The sequence below is a fragment of the Pseudomonas sp. GOM7 genome, from assembly GCF_026723825.1.
Lineage (GTDB): Bacteria > Pseudomonadota > Gammaproteobacteria > Pseudomonadales > Pseudomonadaceae > Aquipseudomonas.
Map to the genome: position 1 here is coordinate 2,787,323 of NZ_CP113519.1, position 25,948 is coordinate 2,813,270.

General features: G+C 67.0%; 2 protein-coding genes (1 of these 2 only partly in view). Both read right to left on the reverse strand.

Annotated elements, in window-relative coordinates; genetic code table 11:
• A complete protein-coding gene (locus OU800_RS12495) occupies positions 1-12,966 on the reverse strand; it encodes a non-ribosomal peptide synthetase (RefSeq protein ID WP_268177596.1) in 12,966 nt (4,321 codons plus the stop codon).
• A protein-coding gene (locus OU800_RS12500) for a non-ribosomal peptide synthase/polyketide synthase (protein WP_268177598.1) crosses the window boundary here: on the reverse strand, positions 12,963-25,948 show its final stretch. The gene runs 15,817 nt beyond the window's last position; only the last 12,986 of its 28,803 coding nucleotides appear in the window; its start codon lies beyond the right edge, outside the window; it ends in the stop codon at positions 12,963-12,965. The genes OU800_RS12495 and OU800_RS12500 overlap by 4 nt, the downstream gene beginning before the upstream one ends.

Genomic DNA, 25,948 nt, shown 5'->3' on the forward strand with positions numbered 1-25,948 from the left:
TCAGATGCGGCGTTTGCGTTGCAGCGCGGGGATGCGCGACGGCGGCACCTGCAAGCTCTGGCTGGGCCGCGTGGCCGCCGCCAGTGCGGCCAGGGTGGACTGGCCGAACAGCACCTGGATATCCACCTCCAGGCCCTGGCGTTCAAGCCGTTCCACCAGCGTCACCGCCAGCAGCGAATGCCCACCCAGTTCAAAGAAGTGGTCATGGCGGCCGACCTGTTCAAGGTTCAACAGCTCTTTCCACAGCTCCGCCAGCAGCGTCTCGGTTCCCGCTTGCGGCGCCTCGTAGCTGCGGCTTGGGTAAGCCGTGGCGTCCGGCGCGGGCAACGCCTTGCGGTCGAGCTTGCCATTGGGGGTCAACGGGAGGCTGGCCAGTTGCACATAGGCCGCAGGCACCATGTACTGTGGCAACTGCCCGTGCAGATACGCGCGCAGTGCCTCTGGCTGCAGGGGCTGCTCGGCACGCAGATAGGCCACCAGACGCAGGTCGCCTGGCGCATCCTCGCGGGCCATCACCGCCACATCCATCACCCCGGGGTGCTGCGCCAGACACGCCTCGATTTCGCCCAGCTCGATACGGAAACCACGGATCTTCACCTGGTCGTCGTTACGCCCCAGGTACTCCAGGTTGCCGTCCGCCAACCAGCGCGCCAGGTCGCCGGTTCGGTACATGCGCGCGCCCGGCTCGCGGCTGAATGGGTCAGCGAGGAAGCGTTCGGCGGTGAGATCGTCGCGGTTCAGGTAGCCACGGGCGACACCGGCACCGCCAATGTACAACTCGCCGGCCACGCCCAAAGGCACCGGCTGACGGTGCTCGTCGAGCAGGTAGAACTGGGTATTGCCCACCGGCTTGCCGATATGCGGCACGAAGCCGTTGGCACGATCCATGGCCACCCAACTGGAATAGGTGGTGGTTTCCGACGGGCCATAGAGGTTGCACAGGCGCTGCACTGAGGTTTCGGCGAAGAGCTTGTCGACCAGCGAGCCTTTCAAGGCCTCGCCGGCGACGTTGACGGTATGCACGCCTTCGTTCAGGCCACCGGATTCCAGTAGTGCTTTAAGTGCGGACGGTACGGTATTGATCAGGCTGACATTGGCTTCCCTGGCAGCCAGGGCGTTTTCCACCACATGCACGCAGCCCCCGGTGGTCAACGGCGCAAAGCACTCGTACACCGCCAGGTCGAAGTTCAGCGAGGTGGAAAACAGCGTGTTCTGCAGCACTTCAGGCTCGAAGGCCTGTTGCGCCCAGGTGAGGAAGTTGACCGTGTTGCGATGCTCGATCATCACCCCTTTCGGCAACCCGGTGGAGCCGGAGGTGTAGATCAGGTACGCCAGGTTGGACGAGGTCAGGCTTGGCACCACCGGGTTGCCCTGTACCTCGCAGATCCAGTCGAAGCTATCCAGATTTACCACCGATCGGTCGCCAAGCAGCGCCAGGGTGGCGTCCTGGCCAATCACCGCCGCTGGTTCGCTGTCTTGCAGCATGTAGGCGATACGTTCAGCCGGGTAATTGGGATCCAGCGGCACATAGGCACCGCCGGCCTTGAGCACGGCGAGCATGGCCAGCAGCATCGGCGCACCGCGTTGCAGGCAGATACCCACCCGCGCATCGGGCACTACACCCTGGGCGATCAGATGCTGCGCCAGCCGGTTGGCACGTTCGTTGAGCTGCGCATAGGTCAGCACCAGGCCGCCATGCGCCACGGCTTGGGCCACTGGCGTACGCGCCGCCTGCGCCTCGAACAGCCCGTGAAGGGTCTGCTCCTGCGGCCAGGGCATGGCGCTGGCGTTGAAGCTGTTGAGCTGCTCAAGTTCAGCGGCGCCTGGCAGCGCCACGCTGTCCAGGGCACGTTCTGGCTCGGCGACCATCGCACGCAGAACGCGTTCCAGATAATCCCGATGACGCTCGGCGGTAGCGGGCAGGAACAGCGCCGTAGCGTATTCCAGGCTGCCCTGCAGGCAACCGTCGAACTCGCCCAGCTCAAGGGTCAGGTCAAACTTGGCAGTTCCGGTCGGTGCCGGCAGGTTGCTCAGGCGCAGCTCACCCAGTGCCAACTCGCCAGGCGCCTGGTTCTGCCAGGCCAGCATGACCTGGAACAGCGGGCTGTAGGCCAGGCTGCGCAATGGCTTGACGCGCTCCACCACATGCTCGAACGGCACCGCCTGGCGGGCCTGGGCCTCCAGGCTCAGAGTGCGTACCTGTTGCAGCAGCGTGACACTGTCGACACCGTCTTCGAGCCTGACGGGCAGCGCCAGGGTGTTGGCGAACAGGCCGATCACGCCCTCCACCTGCTCGCTGGCACGGTTGGCGACCGGGGAGCCGATCACCACCTGGCGCTGGTCGGCCAGGCGTCCCAGCACCACCGCCCAGGCCGCCAGCACGGTCATGTACAGGGTGGCGCCATGACGCTGGCTGAAGGCCTTGAGCTGCGTGGTCAAGGCCGAATCCAGGCACACCGCCAGGCGTGCCCCGGCATAGCTCTGGGTGGCCGGTCGCGGCAGGTCGGTGGGTAGGCTGAGCAGCGTCGGCGCTTGGCTCAGGGTGTCTTGCCACCACTGCACCTGGGCCTGCCAGGCATCGCTTTGCAGCAGACGCTGCTGCCAAACGGCGTAGTCGGCGTATTGCACCGGCAGCGCTGGCAGCGGGTCAGCCTGGTTCTGGCTGAACGCCTGGTAGAGCGCGCTCAGTTCCTGAGTCAGGATGCCCATCGACACGCCGTCGGCAATCAGGTGATGCAGGGTGACCAGCAGCACGTGCTGGCGCTCTTCCAGGCGCACCAGGCAGGCACGCAGCAGCGGCCCGTTTGCCAGGTCGAAGGGGCTGCAGGCGTATTCCTCGCCGAGCGCGGCCAGCGCCGCCTGGCTGTCGGTGCGACCGCTCCAGTCGAGCTGGCGCAGGGCAAAGCCGCCCGGCGCCGACACGATGTGCTGCCGGCCCTGGTCGCGGAAAACGGTGCGCAGCACCTCATGGCGCTCGACGATACGCAGCAGCGCACGCTCCAGCGCCGGCGTGTCCAGCACGCCTTCCAGGCGCAGCGCAACCGGCAGGTGGTAGGCCGCACTGGCCCCCTCCAGCCGGGCCAGGAACAGCAGGCGTTGCTGGGCGAAGGTCAGCGGTGCCTGGCCCTGATGCCCGGCGGGGATGATCACCGGCGTCGCCACGCCATGCAGCGGCTCTAGCTGACGAGCCATGGCCTTGAGCGTGGGCTGCTCGAACAGCGCGCGCAGGCTCAGTTCCTGCCCCAGTTGCTCGCGGATCCGGGCCAACAAGCGCATGGCCAGCAGCGAGTGCCCGCCCAGGGCGAAGAAGTCATGCTCGCGACCGACCTGCGGCACCTGCAGCAGTGACGCCCACAGCTCCGCCAGGCGGGTTTCCAGCTCGCCCTGCGGGGCCACGTAATCGGCCACCGCGTCTACCTCCGGCAGCGGCAAGGCGTTGCGATCAAGCTTGCCGTTGGGGGTCAGCGGCAGGCTGTCCAGGTGCATGAAGCGTGTTGGCAGCATGAAGGCTGGCAGCGCCCGGCTCAGCGTATCGCGCAGCGAGGCCTCGGCCAGTGGCTGGCCGGTGTACCAGGCCACCAGTTGCAGATCGCCTGCGGCATCGGGGCGTGCGCCGACCACGGCCTGGCGCACTTGCGGCAAGCCGGCGAGCTGGGCTTCCACTTCGCCCAGCTCGATACGGTGACCACGGATCTTCACCTGGAAGTCGTTGCGACCGAGGAACTCCAGGCTGGCGTCGCTGCGGTAGCGCGCCAGGTCACCGGTGCGGTACATCCGTGCGCCTGGTACGAAGGGATCGTTCAGGAAACGCTCGGCGCTCAGTGCCGCACGGTTCAGATAACCGCGCGCCACCCCGTCGCCACCGATGTACAGCTCGCCCACCCCGCCCTCCGGCACCGGTTGCTGTTGCTCATCCAGCACGTAGAAGCGCGTATTGGCCAGTGGCCGCCCGATGCTTACCGTGGCGCCCTCGAAGGCAGCGTCGAGCACCTCACCGGCCGACGACCAGATGGTGGTTTCGGTCGGGCCATAGACGTTCCATAGCGCCGCCACCCTGGGTCGCAGGCGCTGCGCCAGTTCGCTCGGCAGTGCTTCGCCGCCGCACAGCGCCTTGAGCCCTGGCGCACCGGCCCAGCCGCTGTCCAGCAGCATGCGCCAGGTGGCCGGGGTGGCCTGCATGAGTGTCGCTTCGCTGTGCTCGATGGCGGCGGCCAGGCGCTGGGCGTCCTGCGCCTGTTCACGCGCCAGCAGCACGCAGCAGGCGCCGCGAATAAGCGGCAGGTACAGCTCCAGGCCGGCGATGTCGAAGCCCAGGGTGGTCAGCGCCAGCAGGCGGTCGTGGGCCTGCAGGTCGGTCAGTTCGGCCATCGCCCACAATAGGTTGACCAGGCCGCGCTGCTCGACCATCACGCCCTTGGGCTGGCCGGTGGAACCGGAGGTGTAGATCACGTAGGCCAGGTGCTCCGGCGCCCGTTCGCAAACTGGCGGGGTGTCGGGCTGGTGCTGCCTGGCCGCGTCGTCGGCCAGGGCGATCAGCGGGATGCCCTCGGCGGTTAGCGGGCCTGCCGTGCCGTCCAGGGTCAGCAGTGCCACCGGCGCGCTGTCCTGCAGCATGTAGTCCAGACGTTCGGCCGGATAGGCCGGGTCCAGCGGTACGTAGCAGCCGCCGGCCTTGAGGATACCCAGCAGGCCGACCAGCATCGGCAGCCCGCGTGGCACGCACAGCGCCACCGGGGCGTTGCGCCCGTCCAGCAGCGGTTGCAGGTGATGGGCCAGGCGGTTGGCCTGGCGCTCCAGCTCGGCGTAGCTCAACTGCTGCTCACCAAAGCTCACCGCGACCTGGCTCGGCGTGCGCTGCGCCTGGGCCTCGAACAGATCCTGCAGGGTGGCCTGGCGCGGGTAGTCGGCGGCGGTGGCGTTGAATTCGTAGAGCAGGCGCTGGCGTGCTGCGCCAGGCAGTACCTGCATCTGCTGCAGGGGCAGTTGCGGTTGCTGCTCCAGGGCCTCGATCAGGCTCTGCAGGGTGCACATCAGGTACTGCTGGACACATTGCGCATCCACCCCACCGGTGGCCTGTACGGTGACCTTGAAGCCGCGCCGGCCCAGGTCATCCACTGCCAGCGACAGCGGGTACGAGGTGCGTTCATGGGCCTGCAGGCCGGTAATGCCCTGCCAGGCCACATGCGCCTGCTCCGAGTCGTCCACCGGACTGTGGCGGTAGTTGAGCAAGGCGCCGAACAGCGGCGCCGGCGCGGCTACGCCGCTGCAACGCTGGGCCAGCGCCAACGGCGCCTGCTCATGGGCGAGCAATTCGCTGAGCCGGCGATGGGCCAGCTGCAAGCCATCGGTAACGCTGGCGCTGCCGGTGTCCAGGCGCAGCGGCAGGGTGTTGATGAACATCCCCACCGCGCGGTCGGCCCCTTCACCGCCACGCAGACGGCCCATCAGTACGGTGCCGAACACCACATCCTGGCGCCCGGCCAGGTGGCCGACCAGCACGCCCCAGGCCAGGTGCCAGAGGCTCGCCGCGCTGACGCCCAGGCGCTGGGTTAGCTGCCGGGCGCGTTCCGCCAGTGCGGGGTCGCAGGCGTGCTGCACCTCTTGCGGGGTACCCACGGCGGTATCCAGGCCAAATGGCAGGGTCGGTTCGCGAACGTCCTGCAACAGCTCATGGAAGAAGCGTTCGTCCTGCTCTGGCGTGGCGCCCTGGCACACCTGGGCGATGTAGTGGCGGTACGGCACCGGCTCCGGCAACTGGGCGGTCGGTTCGAGCATCAGGCGCTGCATTTCTTCGATGACCACGTCGAAGGCCACGTGGTCGAGGATCAGGTGATGGAACACCAGGGCCACCACGAAGCGCTGCATGGCGCCGTCCCAGGCGGCGTGCAGCTCCAGCAGGGGCGCATGACGCAGATCCATGCGGTAGCGGCTGGCGTCATGGCGCTGATGCATGCGCGCAACGGCATCGCCCTCGCCGGCCGGCAGTTCGATCACCTCGCAGCGCAGCCGCGCCTGGCGCAGCACCACCTGCACCGGACGCTCCAGCCCTTGCCAGAAGACGGCGGTGCGCAGTGCGTCATGCCGTTCGATCACCGCCTGCAGGGCGCGTGTCACCTGCTCCAGGCGCGCCTGGCTGTCGACGCTGAACAGCGACTGCAGAATGAACGGGTCTCCCTCGGTGGCGGCCGCGTGGTGGTACAGCAGGCCCTCTTGCAGGGGGGCCAGGGCATAGATGTCCTGTACGTTGGCGGCACCGCCCGGCACCTGCGCGACGATGGCATCCAGGCTGGCCTGATCGAGGCTTGCCAGCGGCAGCATGGCCGGCGTCAGTCGCGTGCAGCCTGGCGGAATCAGGTTGGCCGGAACCGTCTGTTCCTGTACCTGGCCCAGCGCAGCGGCCAGCGCGGCCACGGTCGGCTGGCCGAACAGCACTTTGACGTCGGCCGCCAGGCCCTGCTGGCGCATGCGCTCGATGAGCGTCACGGCCAGTAGCGAGTGCCCGCCAAGGCTGAAGAAGTTGTCTTGGCGACCGACCCTGGGCACCTTGAGCACGTCCTGCCAGAGTTGCGCGAGTTGCACCTCCAGCGGGCCCTGCGGTGCCTGGTAGACCTCTCCAGCGAGGGCCTGCGGATCGGGCGCCGGCAGCGCCTTGCGGTCGAGCTTGCCATTGCCGTTGAGCGGCCAGTGTTCCAGGCATATGCACGCTGCCGGCACCATGTAGTCGGGCAACGCGTCGCTCAGCCAACTACGCACCGTTTCCGGTGCCAGGGCCTGCTCGGCGGTGTAATAGGCCACCAGCAGCTTGCCGCCCGGTGCATCATCGCGCACCACGACGGCGCCCTGGTGCAGGCCCGGGCAGGCATGCAGGCGCGCTTCGATTTCACCCGGTTCGATGCGGAAACCACGGATCTTCACTTGGCCATCCTTGCGGCCCAGGTGTTCCAGGCGCCCGTCTTCCGACCAGCGCCCCAGGTCGCCGGAACGGTACAGCCGTGCGTCCGGCTCGGCGCTGAACGGGTCGCGGATGAAACTGCGTGCATCCAGCTCGGGGCGGTTCAGGTAACCCTGGGCCATGCCGTCTCCGCCGATGCAGATTTCTCCCGGCAACCCCTGCGGCAGCAACTGCTGGTGCTCATCGAGCACGTACACCTGGGTGTTGGCCAACGGCTTGCCGATGGGCACGAAATCCTGGCCCTCGGGCACCTCGGTCACCCACTCGGTGGTCGCGTAGGTGGTGGTCTCGGTCGGGCCATAGCAATGCACCAGACGCAAGTGCGGGGCAATCGCCAGCAGGTCGCGGAAGACCTGGGCGTCGGCACGCTCACCGCCACACAGCAGCACGCGCAGTTTCGCCAGGGCCGGGCCGATCAACGCCACGTACTGGTTGAACACTGCCGTGGTGACGAACAGCACCGTCACTTCGTGGTGCGCCAGCGCCTCGGCCAGGCGCGGCGGATCGAGCAACAGCTCATGGTCGATGACCACCACCTGGCCGCCGTTGAGCAGCGCGCCCCAGACTTCCATGGTGCTGGCGTCGAAGGCCGGGTTGGAGGCGAAAGCGAGGCGATCCTGGCTGTCGAAGTCGGCGTAGCCATTGTTGCGCACCAGCTTGACGATACCCCGCTGCACCGCGATCACGCCCTTGGGCGTGCCGGTGGAACCGGAGGTGTACATGATGTAGGCCGGCGTCAGGGCCGTACTGGCGCAGGGCGGGTTGTGCTGCGGGTAAGCGGCCAGCTCCAGGGTGTCCAGATCCAGCCGCGGTGTAGCCGGCGCCTCCAGGCTGCTGTGGCTGAGCAGCCAGGCCGCACCGCTGTCACCGAGCATGAAGCTCTGGCGCTCGGCAGGCGCATGGATGTCCAGCGGCACGTACACCGCTGCGCACTTGAGGATGGCTAGTTGCGCGACCAGCAGGTCGAGCGAGCGCGGCAGCAGGATCGCCACCGTGGTGCCGGCCACCACACCGCGTTCCCGCAGGCCATGCGCCAACTGGTTGGCCCGGGTGTTGAGCTGGGCATAGCTCAGGCGCTCATCGCCGTGGACCGCTGCGGTCGCCTGCGGCCGTTCGGCCACCTGGCTCTCGAACAGCGCCTGCAGGGTCGCTTCGCGGGGGTAAGGCCTGGCAGTGGCATTGAAGGCTTCCAGCAGTTGCTGGCGTTCATCTGCATTCACCACTGGCAACGCGCACAACGGCGCCTGGGGTTCGCATTCCAGCGCATCGGCCAGGGCCGCCAGCGTGGCACACAGGCGCTGGCCAATGGCCGATGCATCCAGGCCTTGCGCGGCCAGCACCGTGACACTGAAGGCTTCGCCCAGGTCATCCACCGACACCGCCAGCGGATAGTGGGTGTGCTCCTCGTTGGCCAGGGCTTCGATGCCTTGCCAGGCCTGCGCGCTGCTGGCCGAGTTGTCTACCGCGCTGTGACGGTAATTGAACAGGCTGTTGAACAGCGGTGCCGGCGCCGCGACGCCACTGCAGCGCTGGGCCAGCGACAGTGACGCGTGCTCGTGAACCAGCAGCCCGCTGAGCCGGGCATGGGTGTCGCGCAACGCTTCGCTCAGCGGCCGCGCATCGATGGCCAGGCGCAGCGGCAGGGTATTGATGAACATGCCCAGGGCACGGTCGGCCCCCTCGCCGGCCTGCAGGCGGCCCATCAGCACCGTGCCGAACACCACCTGCTCGCGACCGGCCAGTGCGGCCAGCACGCGCCCCCAGGCCAGGTGCATCAGGCTGGCGGCACTGACACCACGCTGCCGGGCCTGGGCACGCAGGCGCAGACCAGTGCCTCTGTCGAGGGGCAGCCGCGCTTCGCTGCTGCCATCGAGCTGCGAAACCGGATGTCCATAGGCCAGGGTGGGTTCGTCGATGTCACCGAGCATGTCTCGGAAGAAGGCTTCCTGCGCGGCCTGCCCGGCGCCTAGCCGAGCCTGTGCCACATAGTTGCGGTAAGGCATAGCCGGCGGCAGGCGCTGGCCTTCACCCAGCAGCAGGGCCTGCATGTCCTGACGCACCACTTCCAGGGCGGTGTGGTCGAGGATCAGGTGGTGGAACAGCAACAGCATCACCCACTCGCCACTGCCGGGGCAGCGTGCGCAGGACAGCCGCAACAGCGGCGGTTGACGCAGATCGAAACGGTAGGCGCCCTCGCCTACCTGCGCCTGCAGTCGCTCGGCCAGCGTAGCGTCAGGGCCATCCAGCTCCAGCCGCTCGACCACCAGCGAGGCCTGGCGCAGAACCACCTGCAGCGGTTGCGACAGTTGCTCCCAGAACACCGCGGTGCGCAGGATGTCGTGGCGGTCGATCACCCCTTGCAGCGCCTGGCAGAAGTCTGCCAGGCGCTGATCGTCGGCCGCCTTGAAGGTCGCCTGCAACACATAAGGGTCACGCCCTTCGGCGCTGAGGTGGTGATAGAGGATGCCTTCCTGCAGCGGCGCCAACGGGTAGATGTCCTGGATATTCGCCGCGCCGCCAGGCACCTGAGCACTTATGCGGTCGATTTCGCTTTGTTGCAGCTCCACCAGCGGCAGCAGTTCCGGGGTGATCCGGGTGCAGCCCTGTGGAATCAGGTTGTCCGGCACTTTGATGTCGTTGCTTTCCCCTACGGCAGCAGCCAGCGCGGCCAGCGTAGGCTGGCTGAACAGCACGCGCACATCGGCACTCAGGCCCTGTTCGCGCATGCGCTCGACCAGGCTCACCGCCAGCAGCGAGTGGCCACCCAGCTCGAAGAAGTTGTCGTGCCGCCCCACCTGCTCCACACCCAGCAGGCTCTGCCAGATGGCTGCCAGGGTGCGTTCGGTATCGGTCTGCGGCGCTTCATAGGCGCGGCTCAGCAATGCACTGGCATCCGGCGCTGGCAGGGCCTTGCGATCAAGCTTGCCATTGGCCGTCAGCGGCAGGCTGTCCAACTGCACATAGGCGCTCGGCACCATGTACTCCGGCAGCTCACCTTGCAGATGATCGCGCAGGGCTTCGATGGCCACGGCTTGCGTGGCGGTGAAGTAGGCAACCAGGCGTTTGTCGCCCGGCGTGTCTTCACGCAGCAGCACGGCGCTGGCTTCGATACCGTTGTATCGGGCCAGGGAGGCTTCGATTTCGCCCAGTTCGATACGGAAACCGCGCAGCTTGATCTGACTGTCGTTACGCCCCAGGTACTCCAGGTTGCCGTCCGCCCGCCAGCGCACCAGGTCGCCGGTACGGTACAGGCGACCCAGTTCGACGTGCTGGATGAAGCGCTCGGCAGTCAGCTCCGGCTGGTTGAGGTACCCCACGGCCAGGCCATCGCCGCCGATATACAGCTCACCCGCCACGCCCAGCGGTGCCAACTGCTGCTGGGCATCCAGGACGTATAGCTGGGTGTTGGCCAACGGCCGACCGATGGGCACGCTGCCCTGCCCGGCTTCGCGAATCTCGTAGGTGCTGGAGAACGTCGTGGCCTCGGTCGGGCCGTAGCCATTGAGCAGGTGCTGCGGCGCGCCGTTTTTAAGTACGCCGGCGATCACCGCCGGATCCAGCACGTCGCCGCCAACGATCAGGTAGCGCAGGTGGCTGAAGGCGCCGTACAGGCTGGCGGCGTATTGATGGAACAGGCCAGCGGTGAGCCACAGCACGCTGACCGCCTGCTCGCTGAGCAATGCAGCAAAGCGCGCGCGATCCAGCAGGATGTTCTGCTCGACCACCACCACGGCGCCGCCATTGAGCAGCGGTGCCCAGACTTCCAGGGTGCTGGCATCGAACGCCGGGTTGGCGGCGAAGGCCACGCGATCCTGCGCGTTGAACTCGGCATAGCCGTTGTTCAGCACCAGGCGGGCGACGGCACGATGCGGCACCACCACGCCTTTTGGCTGACCAGTGGAACCGGAGGTGTACATCACGTAGGCCGGGGTATCGGCGGCCTGCTCCACTGTCAGGTCGTGCCTGGCTTCGCCGCTCAGATCGAGGCGATCCAGATCCAGACGCGGCAGGTCGTGGGCACCCGGTTCGTGGCTAAGGCTGATCAGGCACGCCGCCTGGCAGTCGTCGAGCATAAAGGCCTGACGCTCCACTGGAGCATGCACGTCCAGCGGCACATAGGCTGCGGCGCACTTGAGCACGGCCAGTTGCGCGACCAGCAGGTCAGCCGAGCGCGGCAGCAGCAAGGCCACCTTGCTGCCTGGAACAACGCCTTGAACGACCAGGTAATGAGCTAGCTGGTTGGCACGGGTGTTGAGTTCGGCATAGCTCAGCAGAACCTCGCCATCGATCACGGCCAGGGCGTCCGGGCTGGTCTGGGCCTGGGCTGCGAACAGGCCGTGCAGGGTCTGCTCGCGCGGATAGTCGCTGGCTGCCGGGTTCAACGCCAGGAGCTGCGCGCGCTGCGCCGCTGGCAGCACGTGCAGATCCAGCAATGGCGTATGGCCGCCCAGTTCCAGGGTCTTGGCTAGTTGTTCCAGCACGCAGCCCATGGCGGCTGCCACTGCTGCGGCATCGATGTCGCGCAGTGCTTGCACGGTGAGGCGCAGGGATTGGCCGAAGTCATCCACCGACAGTAGCAAGGGATAGTTGGTGCGCTCTTCGGCGCTCAGCGTGGTGATGCCCTGCCAGGCTTGGGCGGCAGCGGCGTCGGTCACGGCGGGAGCCGCGGAGTGGCGGTAATTGAACAGGCTGTTGAATAGCGGCGTCGGTGCTGCCACCTGGCTGCAGCGCTGCGCCAGGGCCAGCGGCGCCTGCTCGTGGTTCATCAGGGCGATCAGGCTGCCATGGGTGGCCTTGAGCGCCTGAGCCACGCTCTGTTCGCGCAGCACCACACGCATCGGCAGGGTGTTGATGACCATGCCCAGCAACTGCCCGCCACGCTGGGCGCGCGACAGGCTGCCCAGCAGCACGGTGCCGAACACCGCCTCATCACGTCCGGCCAGCGCGCCAAGCAGCCGCGCCCAGGCCAGGTGGCACAGGCTGGCGGTACTGACGCCATGCTGGCGAGCCTGCTGATGCAGGCGCTGGCACAGCGCGACCGGCAGGTCGTGATGCGCCTCCAGCACATCCTGGCCATCGCCCAGCACGTCATATTGGCCGAACGCCAGGGTCGGCTCGCTGACGTCACCGAGCATCTGCGTGAAGAACGCCTCGTGCTCCTGTTTCGAGCCGGCGCGCCGTGCCTGTTCCACATAAGCACGGTACGGCAGCGCCGGCGGCAGGCTGGCACCCTGGCCCAGCAGCAGGGCCTGCATTTCCTGCTGTACCACCGCCAGTGCCGCGTGGTCGATGGCCAGGTGATGGAACAGCAGCGTCGCCTGCCAGCGCTGTTCGGTGCGGTCTTCACCGACCAGCAGATGCAACAGCGGGGCCTGGCTGAGATTCAGGCGATGCTGGCGCGGGTCGACCTTGGCGGGCCATTGGCTGGCCAGCGGCTGCTGCGGGTCGAGTTCGTTACTGATGTCGGTGACTTTCAGGCGCGCCTGGCGCCATACCACCTGCAGCGGCGCATCGAGCTGCTGCCAATGCAGCGAGGTACGCAGGATGTCGTGGCGGTCGATCACTCCCTGCAGGGCAGCGCAGAACTGCTCCAGGCGTTCCCGGTTGGCCAGGGTGAAGCTCGACTGCAACAGGTAGGGATCGCCCTGGCGTGCGCTGATGTGGTGGTAGAGGATGCCCTCCTGCAGCGGCGCCAGCGGGTAGATGTCCTGCACGTTGGCGGCGCCGCCCGGCACGCTGGCGGCAATCCGCTCTAGCTGTGCCTGGCTCAGCCCCAGGTGTGGCACATGCTCGGGCGTGAGGCGCGCGCAGCCCTCGGGAATGCCCGGCGCCTGAGCGGCCGTGTCGCCGCCTTTGAGATGCTGCAGCAGGGCCGGCTTGTGCTCCTTGATCAAGGCCAGCGTGGCAGGCTCGGCCAGCGACTGCTTGCGTCCACGCACCAGCAGTTGGTCTTCGTTCAGCGACAGCTCGATGCCCTTGTCTTCCAGTACAGCCAACAGGTCGATCACATTCACAGCACAATCTCCGTCTTTTCCAGCGCCGCGACGTATTGCGCCAGTGTTGGTTGTTCAAACAGCAGCTTCACGTCGGCCTCCAGACCGACCTGGCGCAGTTTTTCCATCAGGCTCACCGCCAGCAGCGAATGGCCGCCCAGGGCGAAGAAGTCGTCGTGGCGGCCTACCCGCTCCACGTTCAGCACGGCGGCCCACAGCGCCGCCATGCTGCATTCGTCTTCACCTTGGGGTGCTTCATAGTCCGTTTGCGCCAGGGCGCCGTCCTGCGGTGCGGGCAAGGCCTTGCGATCGAGCTTGCCGTTGGGCGTCAGCGGCAATGCCGCCAGGTGCACGTAGGCGCTCGGCACCATCCAGGCCGGCAGTTCGGCCAGCAGGTGGGCCCGCAGGGTTTCCGGTTCCGGCATGCCGGCCTCGGTGGTGAACCAGGCCACCAGGCGCAATTCACCGCTGGCATCCGGCACAGCGCCGACCACCGCCTGGCGCACCTGGGCCTGGGCGGCCAGGCGGGCTTCGATCTCGCCCAGCTCGATACGGTGACCACGGATCTTCACCTGGAAGTCGTTGCGCCCCAGGAACTCCAAGCTGGCGTCGCTGCGGTAGCGCGCCAGGTCACCGGTGCGGTACATCCGTGCGCCTGGTACGAAGGGATCGTTCAGGAAACGCTCGGCGCTCAGTGCCGCACGGTTCAGATAACCGCGCGCCACCCCGTCGCCACCGATGTACAACTCGCCCACCCCGCCCTCCGGCACCGGTTGCTGCTGTTCATCCAGCAGGTAGAAGCGTGTGTTGGCCAGTGGCCGCCCGATGCTTACCGTGGCGCCCTCGAAGGCAGCGTCGAGTACCTCTCCAGCCGACGACCAGATGGTGGTTTCGGTCGGGCCATAGACGTTCCACAGCTTCGCCACCCTGGGCCGCAGGCGCCGCGCCAGTTCGCTCGGCAGTGCTTCGCCGCCGCACAGCGCCTTGAGCCCTGGCGCACCGGCCCAGCCGCTGTCCAGCAGCATGCGCCAGGTGGCCGGGGTGGCCTGCATGAGTGTCGCTTCGCTGCGCTCGATGGCGGCGGCCAGGCGCTGGGCGTCCTGCGCCTGTTCACGCGCCAGCAGCACGCAGCAGGCGCCGCGGATCAGCGGCAGGTACAGCTCCAGGCCGGCGATGTCGAAGCCCAGGGTGGTCAGCGCCAGCAGACGGTCGTGGGCCTGCAGGTCGGTCAGTTCGGCCATCGCCCACAACAGGTTGACCAGGCCGCGCTGCTCGACCATCACGCCCTTGGGCTGGCCGGTGGAACCGGAGGTGTAGATCACATAGGCCAGGTGCTCCGGCGCCCGTTCGCAGACCGGCGGGGTGTCGGGCTGGTGCTGCCTGGCCGCGTCGTCGGCCAGGGCGATCAGCGGGATGCCCTCGGCGGTTAGCGGGCCTGCCGTGCCGTCCAGGGTCAGCAGTGCCACCGGCGCGCTGTCCTGCAGCATGTAGTCCAGGCGTTCGGCCGGATAGGCCGGGTCCAGCGGCACGTAGCAGCCGCCGGCCTTGAGGATACCCAGCAGGCCGACCAGCATCGGCAACCCGCGGGGCACGCACAGCGCCACCGGGGCGTTGCGCCCGTCCAGCAGCGGTTGCAGGTGATGGGCCAGGCGGTTGGCCTGGCGCTCCAGCTCGGCGTAGCTCAACTGCCGCTCGCCAAAGCTCACCGCGACCTGGTGCGGGGTACGCTGCGCCTGGGCCTCGAACAGATCCTGCAGGGTGGCCTGCCGCGGGTAGTCGGCAACGGTGGCGTTGAATTCGTAGAGCAGGCGCTGACGCTCGGCTGCCGGCACGATGCCCAGCCGGCTCAGGGCCGGGCTCGGCGCGGCGTCCAGCGCTTCGGCCAGGCCGCGCAGGGCCTGCTCGACATAGCCGCATAGGCGTGCCGCGCCCACTTCTGCCGGAGCCATGACCGAGAAGGCGAACTGGCTGCCGCCATCGTCCACCGACAGGGTCAGCGGGTAGTTGGTGCGTTCCTGGCCTTCGAGCAGGCTGATGCCTTCCCAACCGGCGGTTTCGCCAGCGCTGCCATCCGTGTGACGGTAGTTGATCAAGGCACTGAACAGCGGCACGTTGCCGGCCACGCCGCTGCAGCGCTGGGCCAGCACCAGCGAGGCATGCTCGTGGGCCAGCAAGGCGTTGAGGCGTGCGTGAGTCGCGGCAACGCCCTGCAGTGCCGTGTGACCCGCCAGGCTGACACGCAGCGGCAGGGTGTTGATGAACATACCCAGGGCCCGGTCGGATCCTTCGCCGGCCTGCAGGCGGCCACTGAGCACCGTACCGAACACCACGTCGGCCTGCCCGGTAAGCGCGCCCAGCACCTGCGCCCAGGCCAGGTGGTACAGGCTGGCCAGGCTGACACCCAGGCGGCGGGCCTGCTGGCGCAGGGCCTCGGCCAGGTGCGCCGCGACTGGCTGGCGGACTTCTTCTATATCGCTGCCGTCGCCTTGTACATCGCGCAGGCCGAACGGCAGGGTCGGTTCGCTGATGTCGCCCAGTTGCTCGCGGAAGAACGCCTCGTGCTCTGCATTGCTGACCCCCAGGCGCGCCTGGGCCACGTAGTTGCGGTACGGCACCTGAGTCGGCAGCGCCTGGCGGCCCTGGCCGGCCAGCAGGGCCTGGATGTCATCGCCCATGCGGCTCAGCGAGGTGGCATCGTCGACCAGGTGATGGAAACGCAGCACGCCCAGCCAGCGGCCGTTTTCGGCATCTTCGGCATAACCGATATGCATCAGCGGTGCCTGACGCAGATCCAGGCGCTGCTGGCGTGGATCCAGCGCGGCGCACAGCAGCTCGGCCACGCTGCCTGCAGCGTCGGGCAAGGTCACCAGCTCCACCGGCAGCGGTGCCTGACGCCACACCACTTGCACCGGCTGAGCCAGGTTTTCCCACTGCACCGCCGTACGCAGGATGTCATGGTGGTCGATCACCTGTTGCAGGGCATCGGCGAACTGCTGCAGGCGTGTGCGGCTGTCGAAGGCCAGCAACGCGTATTGCAGGTAGGGGTCACCCTGTTCGGCGATCAGGTGGTGATAAAGAATGCCTTCCTGCAGCGGTGCCAGCGGGTAGATGTCCTGCACGTTGGCCGCACCACCCGGCACGCCCCGGGTGATCTGGTCGATGCTCGCCTGATCCAGCTCGATCAGCGGCAGTAGCTCGGGAGTGATCTGCGTGCAGCCTGCCGAGATCAGGTTAGGCGGCACCTCGACTTGCGGTGTCTGCTCTGCACCCACCGCAGCCGCCAGCGCGGCCAGGGTCGGCTGATTGAACAGTACGCGAACATCGGCGCTCAGACCCTGCTGACGCATGCGCTCGATGAGCTTCACCGCCAGCAGCGAGTGACCGCCCAGCTCGAAGAAGTGATCGTGGCGACCCACCTGCTCCAGTTGCAGCAGCTCGGCCCACAGTTGCGCCAGGGTGCGTTCGGTGTCGGTCTGCGGCGCTTCATAGGCACGGCTGGCCAACGCCGAGGCATCCGGCGCCGGTAGCGCCTTGCGATCCAGCTTGCCGTTGGCGGTCAGTGGCCACTGCTGCATCACCACGTAGGCGGCAGGCAGCAAATGTTCGGCCAGGCGCGTCTGCAACTGGCTGCGCAGGCTGGCCGCGTCCAGGTCGCCCTCGCCCATCACATAGGCCACCAGGCGTTTGTCACCGGGCACGTCCTCGCGGGCGATCACTACCGCTTCGCTCACGCCAGCGCAGGTCTGTAGCTGTGCTTCGATTTCGCCCAGTTCGATACGGAAACCGCGGATCTTCACCTGGTCGTCGTTACGGCCCAGATACTGCAGCTCGCCGTCCAGCGACCAGCGCGCCAGGTCGCCGGTACGGTACAGGCGGCCCAAGGTTGGGTGCTGAATGAAGCGTTCGGCGTTCAGCTCAGGGCGGTTCAGATAACCGCGCGCCACGCCGGCACCGCCAACGTACAGCTCGCCGATCACCCCTTCCGGCAGCGGTTCTAGGTTGGCGTCCAGCACATAGATGCTCAGGTCGGCCAGGGCCTGGCCGATCGGGCTCACTCCAGCCAGGGCATCGGCGGGCGTCAGGGCGCGATAGGTCACGTGCACCGTGGTTTCGGTGATGCCGTACATGTTCACCAGTTGCGTACCGGCATTGCGCACTTGCGCGTACCAGGGCTTGAGCAGCGCGGTGTCCAGCGCCTCGCCACCGAAGATCACCTGGCGCAGCGAGTGCGACTGTTCACTGCTGGCCTGGGCGGCGATCAGCGAACGGAAGGCACTTGGCGTCTGGTTCAACACCGTGACGCCACGCTCGCAGAGCAGTTCGTAGAAATCCTGCGGCGAGCGGCTGACGGCGTACGGCACGATCACCAGTTCGCCACCGTGGGCCAGGGCGCCCCAGATTTCCCAGACCGAGAAGTCGAAGGCTACCGAGTGGAACAGGGTCCATACGTCGCTAGTGCCGAAGTTGAACTGCGCCTGGGTAGCACTGAACAGGCGGCTGACATTGCCGTGTTCCACCTGCACGCCTTTGGGCAAACCGGTGGAGCCGGAGGTGTAGATCACATAGGCCAGGTGGGAAGCCGAAACCTCAACGTCCGGGTTGCCTTGTGGTTGGTCGCCCAGGGAATCCATATCGATCAGTGGCGCCACGGTGTCGAGCAGGCCCACCGTAGCCCCCTGAATCAGCACGGCTTTCGGCGCACAATCCTGCAACTGGTAGGTCAGGCGTTCAGCCGGGTAATCCGGATCCAGCGGCACATAGCCGGCACCCGCCTTGAGTACGCCGAGCAGGCCGACGATCAGTTGCGGGCCGCGCGCCAGGCACAGCGCCACGCGGTCATCGGCACCGATGCCCTGGGCCAGCAGATGATGCGCGACCTGGTTGGCACGGGCGTTGAGCTCGCCGTACGTCAGGCTCTGTTCCTCGTAGCGCAGCGCGATGGCTTGCGGTCGGGCCAGCGCCTGGGCCTCGAACTGACGGTGCACCGCCGGGGTGTTGGCGCACGGCTGGGTGTCACCGCCCAGGGCCAGCAGACGCTGACGCTCGGCGCCTCGCAGTAGACTCACCTGCTCAAGGGCGCTGTCGGGCGCGTGCTGCAGCGCAGCGACCAGCGCTTCAAGCACGCTCTGCAGGTAATCGCAGACCCGCTGTGCGCCGATGCTGACGGTAGCCAAGGCGGTGATTTCGAAACCTTCGCCGAGGTCGTCGACGTTCAGGGCCAACGGATAGTTGGTGCGTTCGCGGCCATTCAGGGCCTGCATGCCATCCCAAGCCTGGGTGCTTTGCTGGCTGTCGTCCGCCGCGCTGTGGCGGTAGTTGAGCAAGGCGCTGAACAGCGGCGCCTGACCCTGGATACCGCTGCAACGTTGGGCCAACGCGAGAGAGGCATGCTCGTGGGCCAGCAGTTCGGTGAGCTGGGCATGCGCAGTGCGTACCCCCTGGGCCACGCTGAGACCTTCGAGGTTCAGGCGCAGCGGCAGCGTGTTGATGAACATGCCGAGTGCCCGCTCGGCGCCGACACCCGCTTGCAGACGGCCCAGCAACACGGTGCCGAACACCACGTCGCTGCGCCCGCTGGTGACGCCCAGCACGCGCGCCCAGCCCAGGTGCAGCAGGCTGGCGGCGCTGACGCCCCATTGTCGTGCCTGGGCACGCAGGGCCGCGCTCAACGCCTCGGGCAGCAAGCGCTTGGCCTCCTCGATGCCCTGGCCGTCGCCCTGCACATCATATTCGCCGAATGGCAGGGTCGGCTCGGTCACGTCCGCCAGTTGCTCGCGGAAGAAGGCTTCATGGGCTTCGGCGCTGACACCCAGGCGTGCCTGGGCCACGTAGTTGCGATACGGCGCCGCGGCGGCCAGGCTGTCGCCCTGGCCCAGCAGCAGGGCCTGCATCTCTGCCTGCACCACCGCCAGGGCGGTGTGATCCAGCACCAGGTGATGGAACAGCAGATTCAATACCCAACGCCCATTGGCGGCATCTTCGGCACAGGCCAGGTGCAGCAGCGGCGCGCGGGTCAGATCCAGGCGGTAGTGCGTGGCATCGAAGCGCTGGCCTAGCTGGGCAGCGATATCACCCGCAGTGGCATCCAGCGTCAGCCACTCCGGTAGCAGCCGGGCTTCGCGGCAGACCACTTGCACCGGATTGTTCAGCGCATGCCAATGCACGCTGGTGCGCAGGATGTCGTGGCGCACGACCACCTGCTGCAGGGCCTGGATAAAGGCCTGCAGGTGAGCCTGGCTGGCGAAGGCGTACTGCGACTGCAGCACATAGGGGTCGCCCTGCTCGGCACTGAGGTGATGGTAAAGGATGCCTTCCTGCAGCGGCGCCAGCGGGTAGATGTCCTGGATATTCGCTGCCCCGCCCGGAATTGCCGACACGATGCGGTCGATTTCGGTCTGTTGCAGCTCGACCAGCGGCAGCAGTTCCGGGGTGATCCGGGTGCAGCCCTGTGGAATCAGGTTGGCCGGCACCTCGATGTCGGTGTTTTCCCCTACGGCAGCGGCCAGTGCCGCCAGCGTCGGCTGGCTGAACAGCACGCGTACATCGGCGCTCAGCCCCTGCTCACGCATGCGCTCGACCAGGCTTACCACCAGCAGCGAGTGACCGCCCAGCTCGAAGAAGTTGTCGTGCCGACCGACCTGCTCCACACCCAGCAGGGTCTGCCAGATGGCCGCCAAGGTGCATTCGGTATCGGTTTGCGGCGCTTCATAGGCGCGGCTCAGCAGTGCGCTGGCATCCGGCGCTGGCAAGGCCTTGCGATCAAGCTTGCCATTGGCGGTCAGCGGCAGGCTGTCCAGTTGTACATAGGCGCTGGGCAGCATGTACTCCGGCAGCTCACCTTGCAGATGATCGCGCAGGGCTTCGATGGCCACGGCTTGCGCGGCGGTGAAGTAGGCAACCAGACGCTTGTCGCCCGGGGTGTCTTCACGCAGCAGCACGGCGCTTTCCTGGAAGTTTTCAAATTGCGCCAAGCGCGCTTCGATCTCGCCCAGTTCGATACGGAAACCGCGCAGTTTGATCTGGCTGTCGTTACGCCCCAGGTACTCCAGGTTGCCGTCCACCAGCCAGCGCACCAGGTCGCCGGTGCGGTACAGACGGCCCAACTGAGGGTGCTGGATGAAGCGCTCGGCAGTCAGCTCCGGCTGGTTCAGGTAGCCCACGGCCAGGCCATCGCCGCCGATATACAGCTCACCGGCCACGCCCAGAGGCGCAAACTGTTGCTGGGCATCCAGGACGTACAGTTGGGTATTGGCCAACGGCCGGCCGATAGGCACGCTGCCCTGCCCGGCTTCGCGGATCTCGTAGGTGCTGGAGAAGGTGGTGGCTTCGGTCGGGCCGTAGCCATTGAGCAGGTGTTGCGGCGCGCCGTTTTTAAGTACGCCAGCGATCACCGCGGGATCCAGCACATCGCCGCCAACGATCAGGTAGCGCAGGCGGCTGAAGGCCGGGTACAGGCTGGCGGCGTATTGATGGAACAGGCCGGCGGTCATCCACAGCACGCTGACTGCCTGCTTATCGAGCAGTGCAGCAAAGCGCGCGCGATCCAGCAACACATTCTGCTCGACCACCACCACGGCGCCGCCATTGAGCAGCGGTGCCCAGACTTCCAGGGTGCTGGCATCGAACGCCGGGTTGGCGGCAAAGGCCACGCGGTCGTTGGCGTTGAACTCGGCATAGCCGTTGTTGATGACCAGACGCGCTACGGCGCGATGCGGCACCACCACGCCTTTTGGCTGACCGGTGGAGCCGGAGGTGTACATCACATAGGCCGGGGTATCGGCGGCCTGCTCCACTGTCAGGTCGTGCGTGGCTTGGCCGCTCAGATCGAGGCGATCTAGGTCGACGCGTGGCAACTCATGCACGGCAGGCTCGTGGCTAAGGCTGATCAGGCACACCGCCTGGCAGTCGTCGAGCATAAAGGCCTGACGTTCCACTGGAGCATGCACGTCCAGCGGCACGTAGGCCGCTGCACACTTGAGCACCGCCAGTTGCGCAATCAGCAGATCTGCCGAGCGCGGCAGCAGCAAGGCGATCTTGCTGCCTGGAACAACGCCTTGAGCGACCAGGTGATGCGCAAGCTGGTTGGCACGGCTATTGAGCTCTGCGTAGCTCAGCTGAGCCTCGCCGTCGATCACGGCCAGGGCGTCCGGGCTGGTCTGGGCTTGAGCTGCGAACAGGCTGTGCAGGCTCTGCTCGCGCGGATAGTCGCTGGCTGCTGGGTTGAAGCTCAGCACCTGCTCACGCTCGGCGTCCGCCAGCACCGGCACGGCGCAGAGCGGGGTTTCCAGATCATGCTCCAGAGCCTGGGCCAGGCCCAACAGCGCGTTGTGCATGTGTTCGGCGACCCGTTCGGCGGCCACACCCGGCGCGGCCAGCACGCTGAGGGCGAAGGTGTCGCCAAGGTCGTCCACCGACAGGGTCAGCGGGTAATGGGTGCGCTCTTGCGCTGCCAGGGCTTCGATGCCCTGCCAGGCCGGGTGCGCGCCCGCCTGCTCGGCGTCGGCGCTATGCCGGTAGTTGAGCAGCGCGCTGAACAGCGGGGCCGGGGCGGCCACGCCACTGCAACGCTGTGCCAGAGCCAGCGGCGCGTGCTCATGGGCCAGCAGTTCGCTGAGGTTGGCGTGGGTGCGCTTCACGGCCTCGGCCAGGGTCATGGCGCCGACATCCACACGCAGCGGCAGGGTGTTGATAAACATGCCCAGGGCCCGGTCACTGCCCTGCCCGCCACTCAGGCGGCCGAACAGAACCGTGCCGAACACCACGTCATCGCGCCCGCTCGCCGCGCCCAGCACCCGGGCCCAGGCCAGGTGGTGCAGGCTCGCCGCACTCACGCCCAGGCGCCGTGCCTGGCTGCGCAGGCGCTGGCTCAGCGCCGCGCTCAGGGCCAGGCGATACTCGCTCAGGCCCTGGCCGTCGTGATGCGCCAGGCCATAGGCCAAGGTCGGCTCTTCGACACTGCCCAGCTGGGCACGGAAGAACGCTTCATGCGCTGCATCGCTGACGCCCAGGCGCGCCTGGGCCACGTAGTTGCGGTACGGCACCGGCGCCCCCAGGCTGTCGCCCTGACCTTGCAGCACGGCCTGCATTTCCTGGTTCACCACTTCAAGGGCAGTATGGTCGAGCACCAGATGGTGGAAACGCAGTAGCGCGACCCAGCCCTGGGTGCCGGGAACCGGGCTGCACGCCAGGTGCAGCAGCGGTGCGCGGGCCAGGTCAAGACGCTGGCGTTCGTTGCTGTAGCGGGCCTGCAGGGCGGCGAGAAGATCGCCGTCGGGTGCATCGAACTCAAGGGTGTCGCGTGCCAGCGGCGCCTGCCGCCAGACCACTTGCAGCGGCTGCGCCAGCCCTTGCCAGTGCACACTGGTGCGCAGAATGTCGTGGCGGTCGATGACCGCCTGCAGCGCCTGGGCAAAGGCCTCCAGCCGCGACTGATCGGCAAAGCGGAAGGTCGCCTGCAAAACGTAGGGGTCGCTCGCCTCGGCGCTGAGGTGGTGATAGAGGATGCCTTCCTGCAGCGGCGCCAACGGGTAGATGTCCTGAATGTTCGCCGCGCCGCCCGGAATTGCCGCGACGATGCGGTCGATCTCGCTCTGTTGCAGCTCCACCAGAGGTAGCAGTTCCGGGGTGATCCGGGTGCAGCCTGGCGGGATCAGGTTCTCCGGCACCTTGATGTCGGTGCTTTCACCCACGGCAGCGGCCAGTGCCGCCAGGCTTGGCTGGCTGAACAGCACGCGCACATCGGCGCTCAGGCCCTGCTCACGCATGCGCTCGACCAGGCTCACCGCCAGCAGCGAGTGACCGCCCAGCTCGAAGAAGTTGTCATGCCGCCCAACCTGCTCCACACCCAGCAGGCTCTGCCAGATGGCCGCCAGGGTGCGTTCGGTATCGGTTTGCGGCGCTTCATAGGCGCGGCTCAGCAGTGCACTGGCATCCGGCGCTGGCAGCGCCTTGCGATCCAGCTTGCCGTTGGCGGTCAGCGGCAGGCTGTCTAGCTGCACGTAGGCGCTCGGCACCATGTATTCCGGCAGCTCGCCCTGCAGATGATCGCGCAGGGCTTCGATGGCCACGGCTTGCGCGGCGGTGAAGTAGGCGACCAGACGCTTGTCGCCTGGGGTGTCTTCGCGCAGCAGCACGGCGCTGGCTTCGATACCGTTGTATCGGGCCAGGGAAGCTTCGATCTCACCCAGTTCGATACGGAAACCGCGCAGCTTGATCTGGTTGTCGTTACGCCCCAGGTATTCCAGGTTGCCGTCCGCGAGCCAGCGCACCAGGTCGCCGGTGCGGTACAGACGCCCCAGTTCGGCGTGCTGGATAAAGCGCTCGGCAGTCAGCTCCGGCTGGTTGAGATACCCCACGGCCAGGCCATCGCCGCCGATATACAGCTCACCGGCCACGCCCAGCGGGGCCAGTTGCTGCTGGGCATCGAGTACATAGAGCTGGGTATTGGCCAGCGGGCGACCGATGGGTACGCTGCCCTGCCCGGCTTCGCGGATCTCGTAGGTGCTGGAGAACGTCGTGGCCTCGGTCGGGCCGTAGCCATTGAGCAAATGCTGTGGTGCGCCGTTTTCAAGCACACCGGCAATCACTGCCGGATCCAGCACGTCGCCACCAACGATCAGGCAGCGCAGGCGGCTGAATGCGCCGTACAGGCTTGCAGCGTATTGGTGGAACAAGCCAGCGGTCAGCCACAGAACAGTGACCGCCTGTTCGGTAAGTAGCGCGGTAAAGCGGCTACGGTTCAGCAACACATTCTGCTCGACCACCACCACCGCGCCGCCATTGAGCAGCGGTGCCCAGACTTCCAGGGTGCTGGCATCGAACGCCGGGTTGGCGGCAAAGGCCACGCGATCCTGGGCGTTGAACTCGGCGTAGCCGTTGTTCAGCACCAGGCGGGCAATGGCACGATGCGGCACCACCACGCCTTTCGGCTGGCCGGTGGAGCCGGAGGTGTACATCACGTAGGCCGGGGTATCGGCGGCCTGCTCCACTGTCAGGTCGTGCGTGGCTTGGCCGCTCAGATCGAGGCGATCCAGATCCAGACGTGGCAGGTCGTGGGCACCTGGCTCGTGGCTGAGGCTGATCAGGCACACCGCCTGGCAGTCGTCGAGCATAAAGGCCTGACGTTCCATTGGGGCATGCACGTCCAGCGGCACGTAGGCCGCTGCACACTTGAGCACCGCCAGTTGCGCAATCAGCAGATCTGCCGAGCGCGGCAGCAGCAAGGCGATCTTGCTGCCTGGAACAACGCCTTGAGCGACCAGGTGATGAGCTAGCTGGTTGGCGCGGGCATTCAGTTCGACGTAGTTCAACTGAACCTCGCCGTCGATCACCGCCAGGGCGTCCGGGCTGGACTGGGCCTGGGCTGCGAACAGGCTGTGCAGGGTCTGCTCACGCGGGTAGTCGCTGGCTGCCGGGTTGAAACCCAGTACCTGCGCGCGCTCATCCGCCGCCAGCACAGGAACCTTGCACAGCGGGGTTTTCAGGTTGTGTTCCAGCCCCTGGGCCAGGCCCTGCAGCGCGTTGCGCATGTGTTCGGCGACCCTTTCGGCGGCCACACCCGGCGCGGCCAGCACGCTGAGGGCAAAGGTGTCGCCAAGGTCGTCCACCGACAGGGTCAGCGGGTAATGGGTGCGCTCTTGCGCCGCCACGGCTTCGATGCCCTCCCAGATCGGATGAGTGCCCGCCTGTGCGGCGTCGGCGCTGTGCCGGTAGTTGAGCAGCGCGGTGAACAACGGTGCCGGTGCGGCCACACCACTGCAACGCTGGGCCAGAGCCAGCGGCGCATGCTCATGGGCCAGCAGTTCGCTGAGGTTGGCGTGGGTACGCTTCACGGCCTCGGCCAGGGTCATGGCGCCGACATCCACACGCAGCGGCAGGGTGTTGATGAACATGCCCAAGGCGCGATCACTGCCCTGCCCACCGCTCAAGCGGCCGAGCAATACGGTGCCGAACACCACGTCATCACGCCCGCTCGCCGCGCCGAGCACCCGCGCCCAGGCCAGGTGGTGCAGGCTCGCCGCGCTCACGCCCAGGCGCCGTGCCTGGGTGCGCAGGCGCTGGCTCAGCGCCGGGCTAAGGACCAGGCGATATTCGCTCAGGTCCTGGCCGTCGTTTTGCGCCAGACCATACGGCAGGGTCGGTTCGTCGACGCTGCCTAGCTGTGCCCGGAAGAACGCCTCATGCGCTTGATCACTCACGCCCAGACGTGCCTGAACCACGTAATTGCGGTACGGCACCGGAGCGCCCAGGCTGTCGCCCTGCCCTTGCAGCAGGGCCTGGATTTCCTGGGTGATGGTTTTCAGCGCGGTGTGATCCAGCGCCAGGTGATGGAACTGCAGCAGGGCCTGCCAGCGCGGGCCGCTGCCCAGTGGTGCGCACAGCAGCCGCAATTGCGGGGCCTGGCCGAGGTCGAAGGTGGCAGCAGAGCACTGGATCTGACCTTGTTCGTCAGTGTCCACGGCTTGCAGTTGCAACCTTGCCTGGCGCCACACCACTTGCACAGGAGCGGCCAGGCCTTGCCAGTGCACGCTGCTGCGCAGCATGTCGTGACGATCGATGACCTGTTGCAGGGCCTGGGCGAATGCGCTCAGGCGCTCGTGGCTGTCGAATTGGAAAGCCGCCTGACGCGCATAGGGGTCATCCCGCTCAGCGCTCAGGTGGTGATAGAGGATGCCTTCCTGCAGTGGTGCCAGCGGGTAGATGTCCTGAATGTTCGCTGCGCCGCCCGGAATCTGCGCGGTGATGTGATCGATCTCGGCCTGTTGCAGGCTGACCAGAGGCAGCAGCTCCGGAGTGATCTGCGTGCAGCCTGCGGGAATCAGGTTATCCGGCACCAGCACGTCGTGGTTGCCGCCAACGGCAGCCGCCAACGCCGCCAGTGTCGGCTGGCTGAACAGCACACGCACATCGGCACTCAAGCCCTGTTCGCGCATGCGCTCGACCAGGCTCACCGCCAGCAGCGAGTGACCGCCCAGCTCGAAGAAGTTGTCGTGACGACCTACCT